The following is a 19784-nucleotide window of genomic DNA, read 5'->3' on the forward strand; positions in this document are numbered from 1 at the left end:
TTATGATATTTTGGATTTAAGGTAAAAGGCTTTATGGCACTGAACATTTATTACGATAAAGACGCTGATCTTTCTATCATTCGCGGCAAGAAAGTCGCCATCATCGGTTACGGTTCACAGGGTCACGCCCATGCTTGCAACCTGAAAGATTCTGGCGTGGATGTCACTGTGGGTCTGCGTAGCAATTCCCCAACCGTAGCCAAAGCGCAAAATGCGGGTTTGAAAGTCGCGCCGGTTGCAGAAGCCGTGGCTGCTGCTGACATTATTATGATCCTGACCCCGGACGAGTTCCAAAGCCAGTTGTACCGCGACGAAATCCAGCCGAATCTGAAGCAAGGTGCGACGCTGGCATTCGCGCACGGTTTTGCGATTCACTACAACCAAATCGTGCCGCGTGCGGATTTGGACGTCATCATGATTGCGCCAAAAGCACCGGGTCACACGGTACGTAACGAATTCGTCAAAGGCGGCGGCATTCCTGACCTGATCGCTATCCAGCAAGATGCTTCTGGTCAAGCGAAAGCGGTCGCGCTGTCTTACGCTTCTGCTATCGGCGGCGGGCGCACGGGTATTATCGAAACCACCTTCAAAGACGAAACCGAAACTGACTTGTTCGGCGAACAAGCGGTATTGTGCGGTGGCGCGGTTGAATTGGTGAAAATGGGTTTTGAAACCCTGACTGAAGCCGGTTACGCACCAGAAATGGCTTACTTCGAGTGCTTGCACGAACTCAAACTGATCGTTGACCTGATGTACGAAGGCGGCATTGCCAATATGAACTATTCCATCTCCAATAACGCGGAGTATGGTGAGTACGTGACTGGCCCGAAAGTCATCAATGAGCAATCACGTGCAGCGATGCGTCAGGCTCTGAAAGACATCCAAAACGGCGAATACGCGAAAAACTTCATTCTGGAAGGTGCATCTAACTACCCATCCATGACGGCTTACCGCCGTAACAATGCGGCACACCCGATTGAACAAACTGGTGGTAAATTGCGAGCAATGATGCCGTGGATTCAGAAAATCGTCGACAAGTCAAAGAACTAAGTTTCAAGACTATCACCCCGCAAATCAGTGGGGGTGGAATAATTTCCGCCCCTGCGGTTCCACGTTTTCCGCTACCCGATGTTTTTCGGGGTCTGGCGGTGTTGTTGATGATGGTTTTCCACAGTGCGTATGACCTGAATCACTTCAATATTCTTACTTTGGATTTATTTCACGGTCACTTCTGGCCCGCTTTTCAGAAAGTAATCATGACGCTATTTGTGGGCGTTGCCGGTGTTAGTTTGGCGTTAGCCGCGCGTCATGGCTTGAAATGGTCGCGCTTTTTGCGGCGCGAGGCGATTTTAGTGGCGAGTGCTGGGCTGGTTAGCGCAGGAAGCTACTGGCTGTTTCCCACGAGTTGGATATTTTTTGGTGTGTTGCATTTCATGGCGCTTGCCAGTGTGGTGGCGCTGCCATTTTTGCGTTTGGGTGGCTGGAATCTTGTACTGGGCAGTGTGGCAATATGGCTGCCTTGGTTTGTTAATGAGCCATTTTTCAACGCCATCAGTTTGCAGTGGGTGGGATTGGGGACTGAAGTCGCGAATACCAAAGACTATGCGCCGTTTTTGCCGTGGTTTGGGGTGCTGTTATTTGGAATTTATATTGGCAGTAAGTTTGCGCATTGTTCCTTGTGCTTGCGCCCTTTACCCGATTGGCGTGTTTTAGCCTGGCTGCGCTGGTTAGGTCGGCATAGCTTGGTGGTTTACTTGGCGCATCAGCCCTTGTTGATGGTATTTTTTTGGTTAGTTGCAATGCTCATCGGCGCACTTGGAAAATAAAATCCCCGTTTGGGGTGAGTAAGCCGTGTTGTATTAGCCAAGCACGGGCATCTTCGGCATCTTCTTGAAACCAGCGTTGTGCCGAGCCGAGCCGAAAAGTGTAGCCCCAAGCATCCATGTCTTGCCAGATGCGCTCACGCCCGAAACCGGCAATGTGATCGGCTAATAAGATTTGCAGGTAGCAAACGGCATCTTCTTCCGCGTATTCGCCGCCCGCGTCGGTGTGCAATACGGCGCGACGCGTTTCATCCATACAGATAATGTGGCAGCTTTCGTGCAAAATGGAGTGCAGCGGTGTGTCTTGCCGCGCTAACACGGTCAAACCAATAATACCGGCTTCGTCTTCGTGCCAATAACTGCCGGGAATGGTCGCGTTATCGGCCACCAGATCCAGCCGTAAACCATAACGCGCTAATAATGCCGCGACGATTTTCATCCCGACATCGCTTAGCCGCAATACCTCTGCGGTGGACACGCTTGGAACGCTGCTCACAATTTCTTTAGAGCGGCCAGCCATTTGCTCAGCATGGTCGGTTTAACGCGCTGTTCTTCAGCTTGGTAAACATAACCGCCGTAGTCATCACCGTAGCTGCTACTTAAATCAACGCGATTGAGCACCACGCCGACCAGCGGCGCTTGCTCACGGCGCAAACGGTTTAGCGCATTTTTCAGTATCACCATGCGGGTGTGTTCAGCACGCACGGCGATCAAGGTGGCGGAAGATTGCGAGGCAAGGATCAAAGCATCTGCTAACCCCAATACAGGGGGGCCATCCACAATAATTTGGTCGAAATCGTATTTGGCACTGTCGAGCAAAGTACGCATGTGCGGCGAAGATAGCAATTCAGCGGGGTCATCTGGTAGGCTGCCCGCTGTCAACAAAAATAGGTTGGGAATGTCCGTGGCTTGAATCAGTTTACGCACGTCCAATATGCCTGACAGGTAATTGGACAGACCATTCTGCGCGTGGATGCCCAGCGTTTTGTGCAGTGAGGGGTTGCGTAAATCGGCATCTATCAGCAGGACACGATTTCCCGCTGAGGCGTAAGCACAAGCCAAATTGCTGGCGGTGGTGGTTTTGCCTTCATTAGGGCTGGCACTGGTAATGAAAATAATGGGGGTGTCATCACCTTGGTGCGTGAAACGCAAACTGGTACGCAGCGAGCGAAACGCTTCGGCAATGGCGGAACGTGGTTTGCTAACGGTGGCGGTTGCCAATTGACGGCTATTGGCGTCAGTGGTTTCTGCCATGGCACCCAAAACGGGCAATTGGGTGGCGCGTTCTAGTTCGTTAATGTCTTTGATGGTGTCATCCAGAAATTCACGCATAAAGGCTGCCGATATGCCCAGTAATACCCCCAGTAAACCGCCAAACAGCAGGTTACTGGGTAAATTGGGTTTGAATTTTTTCAGCGGAACTTGTGCTGGGTCGACGAGGGCAATATTGTCAATAACAGCATTTTTAGCAGAACTGATTTCTATCAAGCTTTTCTGCTGTGTATTATAAAATGCCTGATGGTTATCAACTTCGCGTTGGAGTGAACGGTAAGCGCTGATAATTTCATCTCTTGTTTTGGCACTGGCTGCCGTTTCTGCGGGTGGTGGCAAAATGGGTGACGTGGATGCCGATTCTAAGTCCGCAGGAGACAGTTGATGCTCGCGAGCATAGGCTCTAAAGCGTTGCTCGGATGTTTCTAACTGTGCTTTGCTGTCTTCAACCGTTTTTTGCAACTGACGCGAAATCTCGGTAATCGTTTCCACGCGTCGCGCGGTACTCATGTTCTTAAATGTGCTGACCACGGCATTAGCGACGGCAGCAGCTTGAGCGGGGTCTGATGAGGTGTAACTGATGGCGACTAAGCGTGAGTTTTTAACCGGCTCCACGGTTAGATTATTCAACAGCAATTCTTCGCGTGCCGTTTGCTGGTTGCCAACATCAGGTGCGCTAAACCAAGCTTTGATTTGACCAAGCATTGAGGTGCTGGCAAGCGTTGTTTCGAGTTTTAAGTCAGTGATTACCTGTGCCACTAAAGCACGGCTGCGAATCAGTTCAAATTGCGTTTGATAAAAATCGCGGGTATCACGAATGTCGCCAGAACCCAGAATATTGTCAAGGTTTACCACTTTGCTGGATTCGCGTTCGATTTGCAGCGTTGCAGTGGCGCGATACACGGGTTTACTCAACAGTGTAATCAGTAGCGCCAATAAAAGGGTGATGGCGGTGATCAATATAATCATACGTCTGCGCCGCCGCAAAGTACGCCCGAATTCACGTAAATCCAGCGTGTCTGGTTTTTTTAGAAAATCAGGGTTAGGTGCACTGCCAATACGCGGCTGACGGTTGCTGTAATAATCGTTTTGCATGGTATGGGTGGTCTGTATGCCAAGTTGAAATATAGCGCCTGATTGTAGCAATTCTCAGGTGGCGCGGTTAATAAAGTTGTTGATCCAACGGCGTGCGGGTGCTTCAAAAAACCAATAAGAACACAAGGCGCCGACAGTTAATAGCACTGTAAACACGTAAAAATGCAGTGCTCCGTGTGGATCGATTCCCGCAGGCATGAGTTTTTCATAAATGCCATGCAGCGGTTTTTGCAGAATATACAGTGAAAAACTGGCTTCACCGAGCAATACCAGCCACTTGCACTGCAAATATTGGCTGATTTTGCCGGTATTTAAGGCCAACAATACAATGAATAGCAAAAATAAGGGTGCAATCAACCCATTCGTGTAGTCAAACGCAATGCCACTGGCATCCATCATTGTTTGCCGGGTAATGAGTAATACGATAATCAACACCGTCACTAACAACAACCCGCTGTTGTTAATAAGCGGTTGCTGCAAGCGTCCGAGGCTGCCCTGTTGTAGCCAAGCGCCTGCAATGAAACCCATTATGAACGTATTCAGGTGCAGCAATGGATTGTAAAAAATAAAATCATGCAACAATCCATGCGGTGCATACGCATCAGCATTTAGCAAAATGCTGTGTGTAAGCTGCGTTACCAGCCACAATAACCCAGCAGCCAGCGTGATACGGGGCAAACGATGGCGTTTCACCAGCAGAAGCAATAACGGGAAGCACAAGTAGAAAAAAGCTTCTACGGATAATGACCAACCGGGCGCGTTCAACGTAAGCGGGTAGCCCGGTATCCACGCTTGCAACATGCCGATACTCAGTGCCACTGTCAGCGGTTCACTGCCCACCGTTTGGTATTTCGCCGCTATCATCAGCAATAACGCTAATAAGTAAACGGGGTAAATCCGCGCCATTCGCGCCCACCAATAATGCCGTGTAGCAAACACTGTTTGCGGCTGCTCAGGTCGATAATACGCAATCGCCATAATGAAGCCAGAAAGCACGTAAAAGTAACTGACTGCAATCGGTCCCGCCGCCAACACCGGATTTACCCACGGTACATTCGCAGGAAACACCGTCATGCCATAGTGAAAGAACACCACCGTCAATGCAGCAATATAACGGGTGAAGGTCAGTTGTTCGATTCTCACGGGCGGGTAGCAACACTAGTAAGCATTTTTATCGTGCAGTGTTTTGAAAGCAGTAACGAAAATGATTCTGAGATCGAGTATCAAGCTCCAGCTACGAATGTATTCCATGTCGAGTTCGACCCGCTTTTCCATTTTGAACAGGGTATCGGTCTCGCCGCGCCAGCCGTTCACTTGCGCCCAGCCGGTGATGCCGGGTTTCATTAAGTGGCGACGCATATAGCCGGGAATGAGTTGGCGGTATTCTTCGTTGTGAGCCACCGCATGGGGGCGTGGCCCAACAATTGACATATGGCCTTGCAGTACATTGAAAAATTGTGGCAGTTCGTCCAAAGAAGTTTTGCGTAGAAATGCGCCAACACGGGTAATTCGGCAATCATTACGGGTGGCTTGCTTAATGTGTTTGCCATTTTCGCATACCGTCATGGTGCGAAATTTGAATACTTGAAACGTTTCGCCGCGTAAACCGTGTCGGGTTTGTTTGAACAGTATCGGTCCGCGCGAAGTCAGTTTGATCGCAAGTGCAATTCCTAGCATCAAAGGAGAAACCAACAGCAAAATCACTACGCCTAAAAATAAATCTTCGAGGCGCTTAATGAAGGCGCGTTGCGCAGACAATGGCGCATCGTAAATACGTAAAATGGGGGTTTCAGCAATCTCCATGTAACGGCTGTGTAGCAAGGCATTCGTGAAATCGTCGGGAATTAAGCGGATGGGGGTGATGGTATCGGCGAGTTCATTAATTAGGCGTTTCGATAACACGGATTGTTCTGATGAGGGGGCGAGATAAATTTGATCCCACTCGCCCGTGCGAGCCGCTTCTTTCATGGCGTTCGCATCACCCAGTCGGGCATAGTGGCGGGGGAGTTCCAGCGCGGTGCCATCATCTTCCAAGTGGTAAAATCCCGCAATTTGGAATCCAGAATGCGGTTGGCCATCAATCATTTGAGCGAAGCGCAAGCCTTGCTTGGTGATGCCCGCAATCGCAATACTGTGGTTGTGAAGGCCAATGCGTTTGAGGGATGCCTGCAAAATACGCAGGGCGTAGCGGCTGCTGATTAGTAACGTAGGGGTAATGAACAACCAGCTTATCAACACAAAGCGTGAAAATTCTTCAGAAGTTTTCACCGCGAACACACTGAAAATGACAGATAGAAAAGTGATTAACCAAGTGGCAATCAGTCGAATGACTTCATCGCGAAAGAATGGGCGTCCACTCCATGAGGTATAAATATCAGTGAATCGACCGATCAAACCAAACAATAACGCAGCGCCCAAGCCGATAACAAGATAACCTTGAATATTGTAAGTGCTTGAATGCAAAGACGCGAGGAGCAGAATGCCTAAGATAATTAGCGTATCTGTACTGCGGTAGATCAGTTCGGCACTGATTTTGTTGTTTACCTTCAAATATTCCATTCAACCGTTATCCTCTGACAATGGCTGCGCCAACAAGCCATTATGGAGTTTGTTGTCAATAAGCAAACTTGTTCTAATTTTACTGTGTGGTGATGTAAAAAAACCACAGGCCAGTTTATTATGACAAGCATTATAAACAGATGATAAAACCAGTATCTATTTGTTACATAAACAAATACTTTGCCATTGTGCAACTATTTAAGACACTCGATAGTTGCTAAAACTGTGTTCTAATATAGCCTATATTTGTATTTTTTGTCGTAAAAAAAATACAAACGGCACATTCTTATTCCTCAGCGTGAGGACAGGTCTGTTTCCCATGTGTAAGTTTGCAAGTGGCGGTATTGCCGCGCAGCCCGCCAACGAATGAAACTTGCAATCAACAGGTAGACCACTGCGGCTACCGCATCCCGACTCAGGAGTTTGTCGAGTAAGATGCTGGAGTAAGCTTTTTTATCGGTTTTCGTGCAAAGCTGAGCCGCCGCTAATTGCATGTTTCCCAGACGAGCGCGCGTTTTAATCTTGATCAAAGAACTCAGGTTTCGCGGGGCGTTAATAAATATTTGTGTGCCAGCAATATTGTGGCGTTCCTGCGCGTCAAATTGACAGCGCACGAAACCATCATCATTAATAATGTCAGGAAATTGTTGAAAACGCTCACGCCCTGTCTGACTAATGACGTAACTACAGGTAGCTACCACCCCTTCGCGAATATAGGGAAGTTGCAACCACAGCCGGTAATATTGCTGTACTACCCAAGAAGATTGCGAGGTATCAATCACTGGTTCGGGTGCTGCCAACAAAGGGCTACCGCTTGCCATTGCTGCAATAATACTCTGAATCGCGTTAGGCGATAAGCGCGTATCGGCATCAAGGTAAAACACTGGCCAGCTCGTAACGTGTTTTTCGGCTTCATTCAATGCATTGACTTTGGACGGTTTGGCGATGTCGAGGCAGATGGCGTGCGGGTATTCATTGCGCACAATCTCAGCAGTATTATCCGTACAGCCATTGCAAGCCACAATCAGGGTATCCAAACCTGCTTGAGCGCTGAGGCTATCCAAACAGCGGCGGATCACGCTGGCTTCATTGTGTGCGGGCACAATCACACTCGCCATCAACGATACCCCTGCAACCAGTCGGCACGGTTGGCAAATACCGTCTGCCATTCACGCCGTTGTTCCGATTTCGGTTTGAAGAGGGTGTGTAGCAGGTATTTATTCAGCACATACCAATACAGTAGCGCTTTATAAGCGGGGCGCTGCCAAGCCACGACATGGCGGTTAAACAATTCCACTTTGCCTTTGAGCAACTTGATTTGTTTGCCTGAAAAATGGCTGTGGCTGACACCACCGTGGTGAATAATCCGAGCATCCGGGGTCACAATGGGCTGATAGCCCAAGGCTTTGGCACGCAAACAATAATCGGCTTCTTCGGCATACATAAAGAAACTGGCATCCAAGCCGCCGAGTTTGTCCCACAATTCCCGCGTGGTGAGGAAAAAGCAACCGGACACAATATCCACATCCTTAATCGTATAGCGTTCCCAGCAACCGTAATTCGCATGGTTGAATAAACAGGTTTTACTGAACAGTTTGCTCAAGCCCACGGCGCTGTAAAACAGGTCGCGCAGATTGGGTTTGCTCCAAGCGTGTTGCGTGTTCAAACTCATGTCATTGTTGAGGGTAACGCCACTCCAAATGCCGTTATCGGGGTACTGTTTGGCAAAATGCAGCAGGCGATCCACCGCTGCATTCACAATTACAGTATCGGGATTCAGCAATAATAAACAGTTGCCGTGCGCCTGTGCCGCACCCAATTGCACACCACCGGCGAATCCCAGATTAGCACCCGATTCAATCAACAGGACTTGCGGGAAAAATTGCCGAATCATGCTTACCGAGTCGTCACTGGAGGCATTGTCGACCACAATGACTTCAATCGTGCTTAGTTGGGTTTCGCGAAACAGTGATTCCAATGCGCGGCGAATGTAACCGGACGTATTGTAAGAAACCAGAATAACGCTGATTTCTGCATTTGCCGTCATGCCAATCTCCCGTAAGCAATGGTTTGAATCCCTGAACGCACGACTTTTGCGGGATTACCCGCCACAATCGAATGCGCTGGCACGTCTTTGGTGACAACACTGCCTGCACCGACAATGACTTGATCACCGATGGTCACGCCGGGCAAAATTATAGCACCACAACCGATGAAACAGTTAGCCCCAATGCGCGTTTTCTGATCGAATTGTCCACCATGCCGTCGGGTTGCGTAATCGTGTGCCAAAATGATGCTATCGAACGCGATGTAAGTTTTTTCGCCGATTTCAATGCAGCGTGGATTGGTTTTATCCAAGCGGGCTTTAAACGAAATTCGCACATCCGGGGCAATATTCATGCCATAAAGTTTGCGGAAATAACCCGTGCGCAGCCACAGCAGGTTGTCGCGAAACCACACCAGCCACATAAACATTCTTTGATTGATAAAACGCAGTCTCATGTCTTGTCGTTATTTCTCAGGTTATCGGTGGGGGCATTATTGGTGGAATCGCTGGCTGATACCAATTCTTCTGCCTGACGGTTCCATAAAGGATAGTATTGCGCCCAGCCAATTGCGCCCAACATAAAAAAGAACAGCGGTTGCAATTTGCCGAAATAGTCCACGGTAAACCCAATTAAAATCAGCGACATGAATGAGACTATCCATGCGGAGACCATCCAGCGGGATTGATCGTGATGGTGGTGCGCGAGATTCAAGGCATGGAATACCGCGTAAAAACAAGCGAGTAATAATAAGATCAAGGCAAACAAGCCGTGTTGCAAAATCAGCAATAACCAGAAACTGTCAATGCTATTACCCATCCATTCCATCCAATAAGGGCGTGTCCAATCATGGTGTGCAATCCCAAAAATCAGGTGTTCGCGGATGTCATCGGCGGTGTATTCCCATTGCAGGATGCGGAAATAGCCGGTATTCGGGTTGAAGGTCAAATACGAAATTAAAATTCCAAAAAATCCCCGATTGGAAAACGCTTCAATTAACAATGCCGTCGCCAAACCTCCAAAAAACAGCGAAATCCAGAATTGCCGTGCGTTATGCCAAAACTTAACTAAAACGGCGGTAAATCCCTGAAAAATCAATGCCAGTAATGGCGCTGACGATAAGGTCAGTAGCATTGAAACCGTGATTCCCACCAATTTACTTGTATAATTCAGCGAACCGAAGCGCACGACTAACAACAGCGCAAACGGGAAAAATAATGCCAATAAGGTTCCATACAAAATAGGGTGAGCGAACAAACTTGTTGCCCGCATAATGCCAGAACGAATGTAATGATAGGTGTAAAGACGCGGGTCTAAAGCATGATTGCCCGTCAGTTTTTCAGCGATTTCATGCAGAATGCGGTGTTGACTGAAGGCTTCGTAGAGCGTGAATGCCGTGAGCAAGGCGAGTAGTGCAATAAAGGTTTGGTTGATCCAATAGAACCGCTGCGGCGTTGTAATAAATAATCGCGCCAGATAAAACGCACCGGCGGTTTCAATTGCAAAAATGCCGGTTGATTCAACTGCTTTTTGCATACCGTGATTTTGCCAGAAGCTGGCGAATACGATGCCGATTAGACAAAACAGCAAAATATCCACGAGATCCGCTTGTTGCAGCACGTTGCGCAGATTAAATAGCGCGTACAGCAAGGCTAAACCCAGCACCACGCGGTAAGCTTCGACCCGCACCGAACCCACCATGATATAAAATTCCAGCGGGATAAAAATCGAGATAATGAATAGGGTAGCGATAATTCTTAGCATGGTGCCTCCTATCCTCGCTTATCGGGTTCGTTTAACAAACGCTTGGTAAAAAACAGCACTGCCACGCCGATGGTTAGCACCAAATTAGCGATAAGTGTCGCGCCAGCCGCTCCTTCAATTCCATGCCTTGGAATCAAAATCAGATTGGCGACCACATTAATGACCAACGCCAGTGCCAGCAAGCCGTTCAGGTAGTGCACTTGTGCCTGCACAATAAACATAAACGAAAACGTCAGGCTCAACGCCCGCACCCATTGCGCCACCAGTAAAATAGCCAGCGCAGCACCTGCTTGCACATATTCGGGTTTAAAGACATGGAGTAAGTGATCGCCCAGCAACAACAATAATAACGTGACAGCACCCAATATGCCTGCCACTAAGCCGGTAGCTTGCCAAAAAAACCGCTGCAATTGTTCCGGCTGGTGTTGGTGGATGCGCAACAAGCGCGGGTAAATAGTGGCATCCAGCGCCCCAAGGAAAAACAGGCTGACAAACGATAAACGCGCCGCAACCGTGAACAGCGCCACATCCTCATTCGACAGCAACAAGCCGGTGAGTAGCGTATCTGCCCACAACATCAAAAACGAAAAAAATGATACAGGTGCTAACGGTAGCGACTGTTGCAACACCGCTTTAACATTAAATTGCGTCGGATTAGCCGGATGCAAACTTCGCCACCAAGGGCGCAGCCAGTAAAACGATGCCAACCCCGCCAATACCAATGACGCAATATACAACAACAGATAATGTTGATTATCCGTAAAATTCCACCAAAACAGCCCAATCAGCAGCATATAAGCCACCGCAGGCAAGGAATTCTGCACCAGAATTGACTCGGAGGTATGCCGGATGGCTTTCAAAAATGATGAATTCAACATCACCAAATTGAAAAACAGAATGCCGCTGCCCGCCAGCAATAACGGCAGCATCTGAATCGCATCATCAAACAACCAGTGCTGTGATAAAGGGGCAAATGCCAGCCAGCCCAGCATGAAAATGCCGCTACTGATTAACACCATGCGGTAAGCATCGCGTAAATGCACGCCTTGTTGCTGTGTATCGGTTTCCTGAATCCGCGCCACATCGCGCACCAACCACTGTTCCACCCCCAAACGGCTGAACAGAGAAACACCCGTGACCAGTGTCATTAACATGAACACCATGCCCGCTTCTGCCATCGGTAGCGTGCGCGTCAACACGATTGCCACCGCAAAATTCAACCCAACCCCAGCAAAGCGGGCAATAGTCGAAAGTAAACTGGTCAGTAGCAGCGAAGGGTTTTTCAGATTCATGTGCGGTTGCTGAGCGCAGTCGAAGCACCAATCGCTTGATCAATGAAATCTACCAGCGTTTGCCGCCGGGAATCATTGTCCAGTGGTGCCGCTTGCAAGGTGTGTTGCCGTGCCAACAGTGCATACAATTCGTCTTGGGTCGAGGCGGTATACACCCCCGGCAATTGCCCCATCCACGCTAAACCGTCCAGTTGGTGATCGTTGCGGTGTTCGCCGAGCGCGTGTTGGCGGTTCATCACAATAATGGGTTTGCGGTGTTCCAGCGCGGTAATAATATTGCCCATGCCCGCGTGTGAAATGATCAAATCGGCATTTTGCACGTATTGGTTAAACACTGCCGTGGTCATAAAGCGTTCCCATTGCAAGGTTTGCGGCAAATATTCCCCGCCTGCAATTTGCGCCATTCCGGTGAAGGCGTGTTGTGCCGCCCATTCATCCACGGCACGGATCAGGCGATCAAACGGAAATTGCGTGCCAACCGCCACGAAAATCACAACACCGCTCCCTTGTATTGAATCGCTTGTCCATCGCTCAACTGTTCCCATTGCGTCAAGAATACATCGGCACGTTTTTGCGCCAACTTACCCGCCCGTGAAATCTGTTTAACGTTGGCGATGCTATCCACCCAAATGGTACGAATGCCGAGAAAGCTACCCAGCCAAATCGCCACCGCACCGGGTGCTGCACCCGTGGATAAAATTGCTTTCGGGCGTTCTTTCAATAAGATATACAACACTTGTAAAGCACAAGGTATCAAGCGCCATTTATCATCCGCACTCACATCCATCACCGAATACACCTTGCGTTCCCGTTCACTGCGCGAAGTCGAAGTGAACAACCCCGCAGGCATCGCATACACCACCCGATAACGCTCTTCCAGCCCGACGCTCAGCCGATTAAGCTGAATCCAATGCCCGCCGGGTGAAGAAATCGCCAGCAATGTTGGCCTAACACTCATGCCGGTTTTCTCAAGTAAAACGCCGCTTGATCACCCTGATTCAACGCATTCAACTCGCGTGAACGGGTTTCAAACTCACGCACTTGTTCAGCTCTAAACAGTGAATTTTCGGGTGATTCCGCCCACGAACGTGGGTTGCGCAACGGAATATCCTGTTCGTACTGTTTGCTGCCCCAGAATTGCAAGGCGTTGGAATCGTACACCACTTGTTCGCACAAAAAGCCCGCCTGTTCCGCCAATGCCTGCATACTCTTGACCGAATGCAGGTACAAATGACGTGGCGCATCCAATTGCACCCAGTTCACGCCGTACTCTTGCCACACATACGACGACACGGTAGGCACACGCACCAAAGCGACTCCACCCGGTTTCAGAATATTGAATGCTTGCCCCAAATTAGTCCGCTGATTTGGCAAATGCTCAAACGAATGGTGGAACATCACCACATCCCATTCGCCGGTTTCGCTGAAAATATCGCGTTTCTCAATGCGCAAACCGTTTGGATGGGCAATATCGGCTTGGTTAAACGGGTCGATACCCAACAGATTCTGGAAACCCATTTCGCGCAAGGAATGCAGCAAATGCCCCGCGCCACAGCCTACATCCAGAATCCGCGTGTCTTGGTTCAGCTTGAGCGGGCGTAGTGTGGCAAGTTTCGCATTCGGCATCCACAAGTGCATTACCCGCCCAATCAAACAGTTACCCGTGACTTCGTAACGATCCCGTAACTTCGTCAGGGCTTGTTTAAGCGGATTGCCTGCCTTGGTCGCATCACTGTAGGAATAATAGTTATCGGGATAATAATCCGCGATATTGGCAGGAATCTGTTCTATTTGCAGGCAGTCGCAATCCGCACACTGAAAATAACGGTGTTCATCGCGCAACCCCAGCATCATTTCCTTGGCGACATAGTGGCGGTGTTCGCCGTTACTGCCACAAATACGGCACTGCATCAAACCTGCTCCCTGAGCGTAGTCGAACGGTCACTGAGCGAAGCCGAAGTGCCGTGTGTGCCAAACAGCTTGACATCGCCTTGCCAGAAATCGGGGTGACTCAAATACCAATCTAGCGTTTTCGCCAAGCCACTTTGGAAGGTTTCCGCCGGTACATACCCCAATTCGCTACAAATCTTACTGTTATCAATCGCGTAACGGCGGTCATGCCCCGGACGATCCGTTACGTACACAATGTGCTGATTGTGTGGTACGTGCGGCGAATCCGGGAAACGCGCATCCAATAATGCGCACAATTCGTGGATCAGGCTCAGGTTCGCCTGCTCATTATTGCCGCCGATATTGTAAGTTTCGCCGATGCGTCCAGTACGAATAATCAGGTCAATGCCACGGTTATGGTCATCCACATACAACCAGTCGCGGATTTGCTGCCCATCGCCATAAATCGGCACGGGTTTGCCTTGCAACAGGTTGGAAATCGCCAGCGGAATCAGCTTTTCAGGGTACTGATACGGGCCGTAATTGTTGGAGCAATTGCTGGTCGTGGTCTGCAAACCGTAGGTGTGCTGGTAGGCACGTACCACGTGATCAGACGCAGCTTTGCTGGCAGCATACGGCGAATTCGGCGCGTAGGGCGTGATTTCGGTGAAGGCAGGGTCAGTGGCGGACAATGTGCCATACACTTCATCGGTGGAGACGTGATGGAAACGGTGTACAAACCCCGGTTTCTCATCCAACCACACGGTTTTTGCCGCTTTCAGCAAGCTGTGTGTGCCATCAATATTGGTTTTCAGAAACGCATCGGGGCCATAAATTGAGCGGTCAACGTGCGATTCCGCAGCGAAATGCACAATCGTGTCGATGGTTTCCTCGCGCAGCAATTGCTCTACCAGCGGCTGATCCAGAATGTCGCCATGCACGAAGCGGAAATTGGCTTGCCCTTCCAGCGGCTGCAAATTTTCGTAGCGTCCGGCGTAGGTCAGCGCATCCAGAATCACCAAACGGGTGTCTGGGTATTGTTGCAACCAAAAATGCACGAAATTTGTGCCGATAAAGCCTGCGCCGCCAGTGACGAGCACGTTATGAGGTGTGTATGTCGTTGTCATGCTGTTACGTTTTGTTGTTTCAATTGAGTAAGCATCTGCCGCAAGCTAGTGCGCCAATGCGGTAGAGTGTAGCCCAGTAATGTTTCGGTTGCGCGTCTATCCATCACGCTGAAGGCGGGGCGACGCGCGGGCGTTGGGTATTCGTCGGTGCGCAGCGGCTTGATGGGGATGGCTTTGTCGAGCAATCCCAGCGCCAGTGCTTCTTCCTGAATAGCCACGGCGAAATCGTACCAGCTTGCCACGCCATTATCGGCGCAGTGCAAGATACCCTGTGGTTTTTGGACGATGAATGCCCACAGCGTTGCTGCGAGTGTACCTGTCCACGTCGGTGTGCCGATTTGATCGGCGACCACGCCAAGGGAATCGCGTTCGCGCATCAGGCGTAGCATGGTTTTGACGAAATTGTTGCCGTAAGCCGAATACAGCCACGACGTGCGTACAATAGCTGCACTGGGGCAGGCGGCTTGTACGGCTTGTTCTCCCGCCAGTTTGCTTGCGCCGTAAACGCCAAGTGGTTTCGCCATAGCGTTCGGCAGGTACGGGGTGGATTGCAGCCCGTCAAACACAAAATCGGTCGAGATTTGCAGCAGATAATAATCAAACAACGCGGATTGTGCTGCAAAAGTTTGTGCGGCAGCGTGGTTGATCAGGTAGGCGTTTGCTGTGTCTGTTTCAGCTTTATCGACGGCGGTATAGGCAGCACCGTTGATAACGACATCGGGACGATGTTGTTCCAGTGCATTGATAACCTGTTGCGGATCGGTAATATCCAGCGTATCCCGATCTGTCGCAATCAGGGTGATACCCGCAGGGCAGGTGGCTTGCAATTCCGAACCAAGTTGCCCGTGTGCGCCAGTGAGTAATATTTTCATGCGAATTTGTCCGCCTCTTGCCAGTTTTTACCCGCTTCATCTTTGGCAGAAATCGTGGGCTGTGCGCCATTGATCAACGGCCATTCGATGCCTACAGTCGGGTCATCCCAGCGCAAACTGCGGTCGTAAGCGGGGGCGTAAAAGTCGGTGCATTTGTACAAAAAATCCGCCGATTCGCTCATCACATAAAAGCCGTGCGCAAAACCGGGCGGAATCCACAACATGTGATGGTTGTCAGCGGACAGTTCTGCCCCTGCCCATTGCCCAAAAGTGGGTGAGCATTGACGTAAATCCACCGCCACATCAAACACTTTGCCGCTGGTAACACGCACGAGCTTGCCTTGCGGGTTTTGGATTTGGTAGTGCATTCCGCGCAAAATGCCTTGACCGGAGCGGCTGTGATTGTCTTGAACGAAGTTTAGGTTTAAACCCGCATCCGCAAACGTTTTGCTGTTCCACGTTTCCAGAAAAAAGCCGCGTGCGTCGCCGAACACCTGCGGTTCGAGAATGAGTACGTCGGGGATATTGGTGGGGATAATCTTCATTTCAGCAATTCCGTGATATATACGCCGTAACCGCTCTTTTTCAAGGGTTCGGCGAGTTGTAGCAATTGTTCGTCGCCGATATAGCCCATGCGCCATGCGACTTCTTCGGGGCAGGCAATTTTTAGCCCTTGGCGTTCTTCAATGACGCGGATGTAGTTGGACGCATCCAGCAGGGAAGCGTGTGTGCCGGTATCCAACCACGCCGTGCCGCGTTTGAGCATTTCCACCTGCAATTGCCCGCGTTCCAGATACATCTGGTTGACGGTGGTGATTTCGAGTTCACCGCGATGGGAAGGGCGGACTTCACGTGCCACATCCACAATCTGATTGTCGTAGAAATACAAGCCGGTTACGGCGTAATTAGAACGTGGTTTCTCCGGCTTTTCTTCAATACTGAGTGCTTTGCCGTTAGCATCGAATTCGGCGACACCGTAACGTTCGGGGTCTTTGACGTAGTAAGCGAACACGGTTGCGCCGGAGGTTTGTTGCGCAACGGTTTGCAAGCGACTGGATAGCCCTTCGCCGTAGTAAATATTGTCGCCCAGAATCAGCGTCGCGGGTGAATTGCCGAGGAAATCAGCGCCGATGATGAAGGCTTGCGCCAAGCCATCCGGCGAGGGTTGCACTGCGTATTCAATGTTCAGCCCCCATTGCGCCCCATCGCCCAGCAAGTGTTGGAATTGCGCCGAATCTTCGGGGGTGGTGATTATGAGAATATCGCGGATACCGGCGAGCATTAGCACGGTCAGCGGGTAATAAATCATCGGTTTGTCGTAGATTGGCATCAGTTGTTTGCTGACAGCACGGGTCAGGGGGTAGAGGCGTGTGCCACTGCCGCCTGCGAGGATAATGCCCTTGCGTTGATGGGAACGGTTATGTTGCATGTCTAAAGCCTACCAGCGTGCTGACTCGAAAGCCGCCTATTGTAGACAAACCCACAGAAATTTCAGCTAATTCCAGTAATCGAGTACACTCATAATGACTAAAAACACCGTTGAGAGGAGAATCTTCATGAAACATTTACCTAAAAACGCCATCGTGTTGTCTACCAGCTTGCTACTGAGTCTCAGCCTGAGCGCGAGCGCCGTTGACAAAAACGTACACCAAGAGTTATTGGATAAGCATAAGCCAGAAAAAATTTCCGAACACGTTTACGTGATTCACGGACCTACCGGCTATCCGAATAAAGAAAATCAAGGATTTATGAATAATCCCGGTTTCATTGTCACCGACAAAGAAGTGGCGGTGATTGACCCCGGTTCGAGTGCTGCCATCGGTCGCGCCGTATTAGCCCACATTCGTAAAGTGACCGATAAGCCGATTACGCAAGTGTTTACCACGCACGTACACGGTGATCATTGGTTGGGCAATCAAGCCTTTAAGGAAGAAAATCCTGACGTGAAATTTTTCGCGCACCCCACCATGATTGAAGAGGCGACCAATGGCGCGGCGGCAGAATGGATCAACACGATGGATACCCTAACCGAAAAAGCAACGGCGGGTACAGAAGCGATTATTCCTACCGAAGTCTTAGCCAATGCGCAGGAAATCAAAGTCGGCTATCTGACTTTGAAAGCACACATTATCGAGGGCAAAGTGCATTCGGCAACCGATGTGATGTACGAAGTCGTCGGCGAAAAAGTGCTGTTCACCGGCGATAATATCAATAACAAACGGATTGTGCGCATGGATGACGGCAGTTTCGTTGGTAGTATCAAAGCCGCCGAACACGCTCTAACTTTGGATGTCGACAAAATTGTGCCGGGGCATGGACACACGGGCACTAAAAATGTCCTGACGTATTACCGCGATTACCTGAGCAAGGTGTATAGCTCCGTCAAAGAAATGCGCAACGAGATGGAAGCGCACGAAATGAAGCCGAAAATCGCGGAAAAATTGGCAGATTACAAGGATTGGCAGGGGCTAGACGAAGAGCTGGGCAAGCACATCAGTTTGTCTGTGTTAGAGGCGGAACAGGAAGACTTCTAGGCTTACTCGCACAACATATCCTGAATATCCATGCTAAAGTTTTCCAGAACCGCAGCGCTGTCTTCGGGGCTGCGCTTCTGGACTTCCTCATAGAAAAAACGAATCGACATTTCCATGCTGATGCCATCTTGTAATAGCGCTAACGTTTCTCGGCCGATGCGCAATAGGGTGACATTGGCTTCCAATAATGGCACGGTTTGGAAATAAAAATCGCGTACCTGTTTACAGATTAATTCGTCATGAATTTCCAGAAAAACATCGCCTTGTTGCCGCTGCATAATGGGCGCAAGCATCAGCAATGTGGCTTTTTCGGGCAGCAAAACGAGGTTCGGAAACAGGCTGTGCGGCGTGAAACTGGCGCGTGAAAAAAAGTACAACCGCTTGTGGTGGCGTTGCCGAAAATGCTCCACATAGCGTTCCAAAATGCTGTCGCGTTGCGCGTAACCGTAGCGACTGATCGGCGAGAAAATGAAACTCAACAGGGAATCCAGCGTATGCAGGTGCGTTTCGCAATAATCGGGTTGTGCGATTTGCTTGAAGCGGCGGTTGGTGGCTTGATTTACCATGAAAAATGAGGAAGGAAAGTGGCTGTAAGCGAGGATGCGCCCGGCTTCTTCCATGCGAGTGAAGTAGTCATCGGCATCACTATCCGTCGAAAATTGTTTCAAACAGAAGGCGTTTTTGTGCAGGGAACGGAAGTGTGGTTTCAGCAAATCGTCAATATCCGTGCCAAAAAATTGCGAATAACCCAGCAATTCAGGCACATCTAGGGTGGATTTTTCCAGCTCAATCCGCGCAATGTCGGGTTGTTGAATGACGAAGCCATGTTTCATGTAAGGCTTGATCAATGTTTGCAGCGCTTGTGCTAAACCTGCTTGACTTAGCCCCTTGATTTGTCGCAATGCCTTGAGGCGTTTGCCATCCTGCGGGATGTGCCGATTCTGTGTATCTGCTTGCATTTGTTTAATTATTGTTTGATCTATTTAAAGATAACAATATGCAATAAATTTATGCAATATGCAAATTTTACATAAGTTATAACCTGAATCATAAATGAACAAATGCGTTGTCCGTTTAACCAAGGTTAAGCTAATCTTCGTCGTGCTGATAAACAAAATATATGGAGACACCCCATGAAAACAATTTCAACAATTGCCATGACGCTCGCGTTGGCGCTGTCACTTGCTGCTTGCACGACGACAACAAGCTCTCCCGTAGCGGTTAAGTCATCCGTGAATGTAAGCGAACCAGTGGTGGTATTGCGTCATCCTTTCCACCAATTAGCAAGTGATGGTGCGCCTAAACCTATCCCCGTCAGCACTGATTATGATTCGCCTACGCTGGAGGAGGACGCGCTGGACACGCCACTTTCCATGAAACATACCGTTGTATCTATTTTAGGCCAAATTGTTGTTGCCTGCGCAAATTCAGGCAACTGTTGGTAAGCATCAAGTTAGTTGATATGTTGCGGTGTGGTAAACTGCGCTGCAACATTTTTTGATTCTGGGAGA

The 19784-nt window shown here is 49.6% G+C and carries 21 protein-coding genes; 4 read left to right on the forward strand and 17 right to left on the reverse strand.

Annotated elements, in window-relative coordinates:
- Positions 1-39: 39 nt before the first annotated feature.
- Both ilvC and L3K52_10685 read left to right on the forward strand, forming a co-directional pair.
- Positions 40-1050: a ketol-acid reductoisomerase gene (gene ilvC / locus L3K52_10680; GenBank protein UOG93997.1), complete on the forward strand. Its 1011-nt coding sequence runs from the start codon at positions 40-42 to the stop codon at positions 1048-1050.
- The gene (locus L3K52_10685) at positions 1014-1826 is read left to right on the forward strand and encodes a DUF1624 domain-containing protein (protein UOG90666.1); all 813 of its coding nucleotides are present in this window, start codon (positions 1014-1016) and stop codon (positions 1824-1826) included. The genes ilvC and L3K52_10685 overlap by 37 nt, the downstream gene beginning before the upstream one ends.
- Here L3K52_10685 and L3K52_10690 read toward each other — a convergent pair.
- The 16 genes from L3K52_10690 to rfbA form a co-directional block, all read right to left on the reverse strand.
- On the reverse strand, positions 1804-2343 hold the full coding sequence (locus L3K52_10690; GenBank protein UOG90667.1) for a hypothetical protein: 540 nt from the start codon (positions 2341-2343) through the stop codon (positions 1804-1806). The genes L3K52_10685 and L3K52_10690 overlap by 23 nt on opposite strands.
- Entirely contained in the window at positions 2316-4190 is a 1875-nt protein-coding gene (locus L3K52_10695) for a polysaccharide biosynthesis tyrosine autokinase (GenBank protein UOG90668.1), read from the reverse strand. The genes L3K52_10690 and L3K52_10695 overlap by 28 nt, the downstream gene beginning before the upstream one ends.
- 54 nt (positions 4191-4244) lie before the next feature.
- A complete protein-coding gene (locus tag L3K52_10700) occupies positions 4245-5333 on the reverse strand; it encodes an acyltransferase (protein ID UOG90669.1) in 1089 nt (362 codons plus the stop codon).
- Between the two features lie 15 nt (positions 5334-5348).
- Positions 5349-6749, reverse strand: coding sequence for an undecaprenyl-phosphate glucose phosphotransferase (locus L3K52_10705; GenBank protein UOG90670.1), 1401 nt, complete (start codon positions 6747-6749; stop codon positions 5349-5351).
- 293 nt (positions 6750-7042) lie between these two features.
- Entirely contained in the window at positions 7043-7867 is an 825-nt protein-coding gene (locus tag L3K52_10710; GenBank protein UOG90671.1) for a glycosyltransferase, read from the reverse strand.
- Complete coding sequence (locus tag L3K52_10715) at positions 7867-8796, reverse strand: glycosyltransferase family 2 protein (GenBank protein ID UOG90672.1); 930 nt, start codon at positions 8794-8796, stop codon at positions 7867-7869. The genes L3K52_10710 and L3K52_10715 overlap by 1 nt, the downstream gene beginning before the upstream one ends.
- Positions 8793-9251, reverse strand: coding sequence for an acyltransferase (locus tag L3K52_10720; GenBank protein ID UOG90673.1), 459 nt, complete (start codon positions 9249-9251; stop codon positions 8793-8795). Before L3K52_10720 ends, L3K52_10715 begins: the two co-directional genes overlap by 4 nt.
- The gene (locus L3K52_10725) at positions 9248-10558 is read right to left on the reverse strand and encodes a hypothetical protein (GenBank protein UOG90674.1); all 1311 of its coding nucleotides are present in this window, start codon (positions 10556-10558) and stop codon (positions 9248-9250) included. Before L3K52_10725 ends, L3K52_10720 begins: the two co-directional genes overlap by 4 nt.
- Positions 10559-10566: 8 nt before the next feature.
- Complete coding sequence (locus tag L3K52_10730; GenBank protein ID UOG90675.1) at positions 10567-11850, reverse strand: oligosaccharide flippase family protein; 1284 nt, start codon at positions 11848-11850, stop codon at positions 10567-10569.
- Positions 11847-12344 carry a glycosyl transferase family 28 gene (locus L3K52_10735; GenBank protein UOG90676.1) on the reverse strand — a complete coding sequence of 166 codons (498 nt, stop codon included), beginning with the start codon at positions 12342-12344 and terminating at the stop codon, positions 11847-11849. Before L3K52_10735 ends, L3K52_10730 begins: the two co-directional genes overlap by 4 nt.
- Complete coding sequence (locus tag L3K52_10740; protein ID UOG90677.1) at positions 12341-12808, reverse strand: oligosaccharide biosynthesis protein Alg14; 468 nt, start codon at positions 12806-12808, stop codon at positions 12341-12343. The genes L3K52_10735 and L3K52_10740 overlap by 4 nt, the downstream gene beginning before the upstream one ends.
- Positions 12805-13761 carry a class I SAM-dependent methyltransferase gene (locus L3K52_10745; GenBank protein ID UOG90678.1) on the reverse strand — a complete coding sequence of 319 codons (957 nt, stop codon included), beginning with the start codon at positions 13759-13761 and terminating at the stop codon, positions 12805-12807. Before L3K52_10745 ends, L3K52_10740 begins: the two co-directional genes overlap by 4 nt.
- Complete coding sequence (gene rfbB, locus L3K52_10750; protein UOG90679.1) at positions 13761-14867, reverse strand: dTDP-glucose 4,6-dehydratase; 1107 nt, start codon at positions 14865-14867, stop codon at positions 13761-13763. The genes L3K52_10745 and rfbB overlap by 1 nt, the downstream gene beginning before the upstream one ends.
- Positions 14864-15739 (reverse strand): dTDP-4-dehydrorhamnose reductase, encoded by an 876-nt coding sequence (gene rfbD, locus L3K52_10755; GenBank protein ID UOG90680.1) that lies wholly within the window; start codon positions 15737-15739, stop codon positions 14864-14866. The genes rfbB and rfbD overlap by 4 nt, the downstream gene beginning before the upstream one ends.
- Positions 15736-16284 (reverse strand): dTDP-4-dehydrorhamnose 3,5-epimerase, encoded by a 549-nt coding sequence (gene rfbC, locus L3K52_10760; protein ID UOG90681.1) that lies wholly within the window; start codon positions 16282-16284, stop codon positions 15736-15738. Before rfbC ends, rfbD begins: the two co-directional genes overlap by 4 nt.
- On the reverse strand, positions 16281-17168 hold the full coding sequence (rfbA, locus tag L3K52_10765; protein ID UOG90682.1) for a glucose-1-phosphate thymidylyltransferase RfbA: 888 nt from the start codon (positions 17166-17168) through the stop codon (positions 16281-16283). The genes rfbC and rfbA overlap by 4 nt, the downstream gene beginning before the upstream one ends.
- Before the next feature lie 127 nt (positions 17169-17295).
- Here rfbA and L3K52_10770 point away from each other — a divergent pair, with 127 nt between their 5' ends.
- Positions 17296-18273 carry an MBL fold metallo-hydrolase gene (locus L3K52_10770; protein ID UOG90683.1) on the forward strand — a complete coding sequence of 326 codons (978 nt, stop codon included), beginning with the start codon at positions 17296-17298 and terminating at the stop codon, positions 18271-18273.
- Positions 18274-18275: 2 nt separating this feature from the next.
- Here the strand turns inward: L3K52_10770 and L3K52_10775 are convergent, their stop codons facing one another.
- Positions 18276-19232 (reverse strand): helix-turn-helix domain-containing protein, encoded by a 957-nt coding sequence (locus L3K52_10775; protein ID UOG90684.1) that lies wholly within the window; start codon positions 19230-19232, stop codon positions 18276-18278.
- Between the two features lie 174 nt (positions 19233-19406).
- Between L3K52_10775 and L3K52_10780 the strand changes: the two genes are divergently transcribed.
- On the forward strand, positions 19407-19718 hold the full coding sequence (locus L3K52_10780; GenBank protein UOG90685.1) for a hypothetical protein: 312 nt from the start codon (positions 19407-19409) through the stop codon (positions 19716-19718).
- Positions 19719-19784 lie beyond the last annotated feature (66 nt).

Origin of the sequence: Candidatus Thiothrix sulfatifontis, assembly GCA_022828425.1 — a bacterium.
GTDB classification, from domain to species: Bacteria; Pseudomonadota; Gammaproteobacteria; order Thiotrichales; family Thiotrichaceae; genus Thiothrix; species Thiothrix sulfatifontis.

Coding starts and splice junctions, on each gene's coding strand:
- L3K52_10690 (UOG90667.1), bottom strand. CDS start 2,343: ATGGCTGGCCGCTCTAAAGAAATTGTGAGCAGCGTTCCAAGCGTGTCC.
- L3K52_10695 (UOG90668.1), bottom strand. CDS start 4,190: ATGCAAAACGATTATTACAGCAACCGTCAGCCGCGTATTGGCAGTGCA.
- L3K52_10705 (UOG90670.1), bottom strand. CDS start 6,749: ATGGAATATTTGAAGGTAAACAACAAAATCAGTGCCGAACTGATCTAC.
- L3K52_10710 (UOG90671.1), bottom strand. CDS start 7,867: ATGGCGAGTGTGATTGTGCCCGCACACAATGAAGCCAGCGTGATCCGC.
- L3K52_10715 (UOG90672.1), bottom strand. CDS start 8,796: ATGACGGCAAATGCAGAAATCAGCGTTATTCTGGTTTCTTACAATACG.
- L3K52_10720 (UOG90673.1), bottom strand. CDS start 9,251: ATGAGACTGCGTTTTATCAATCAAAGAATGTTTATGTGGCTGGTGTGG.
- L3K52_10725 (UOG90674.1), bottom strand. CDS start 10,558: ATGCTAAGAATTATCGCTACCCTATTCATTATCTCGATTTTTATCCCG.
- L3K52_10730 (UOG90675.1), bottom strand. CDS start 11,850: ATGAATCTGAAAAACCCTTCGCTGCTACTGACCAGTTTACTTTCGACT.
- L3K52_10740 (UOG90677.1), bottom strand. CDS start 12,808: ATGAGTGTTAGGCCAACATTGCTGGCGATTTCTTCACCCGGCGGGCAT.
- L3K52_10745 (UOG90678.1), bottom strand. CDS start 13,761: ATGCAGTGCCGTATTTGTGGCAGTAACGGCGAACACCGCCACTATGTC.
- rfbB (UOG90679.1), bottom strand. CDS start 14,867: ATGACAACGACATACACACCTCATAACGTGCTCGTCACTGGCGGCGCA.
- rfbD (UOG90680.1), bottom strand. CDS start 15,739: ATGAAAATATTACTCACTGGCGCACACGGGCAACTTGGTTCGGAATTG.
- rfbC (UOG90681.1), bottom strand. CDS start 16,284: ATGAAGATTATCCCCACCAATATCCCCGACGTACTCATTCTCGAACCG.
- rfbA (UOG90682.1), bottom strand. CDS start 17,168: ATGCAACATAACCGTTCCCATCAACGCAAGGGCATTATCCTCGCAGGC.
- L3K52_10770 (UOG90683.1), top strand. CDS start 17,296: ATGAAACATTTACCTAAAAACGCCATCGTGTTGTCTACCAGCTTGCTA.
- L3K52_10775 (UOG90684.1), bottom strand. CDS start 19,232: ATGCAAGCAGATACACAGAATCGGCACATCCCGCAGGATGGCAAACGC.
- L3K52_10780 (UOG90685.1), top strand. CDS start 19,407: ATGAAAACAATTTCAACAATTGCCATGACGCTCGCGTTGGCGCTGTCA.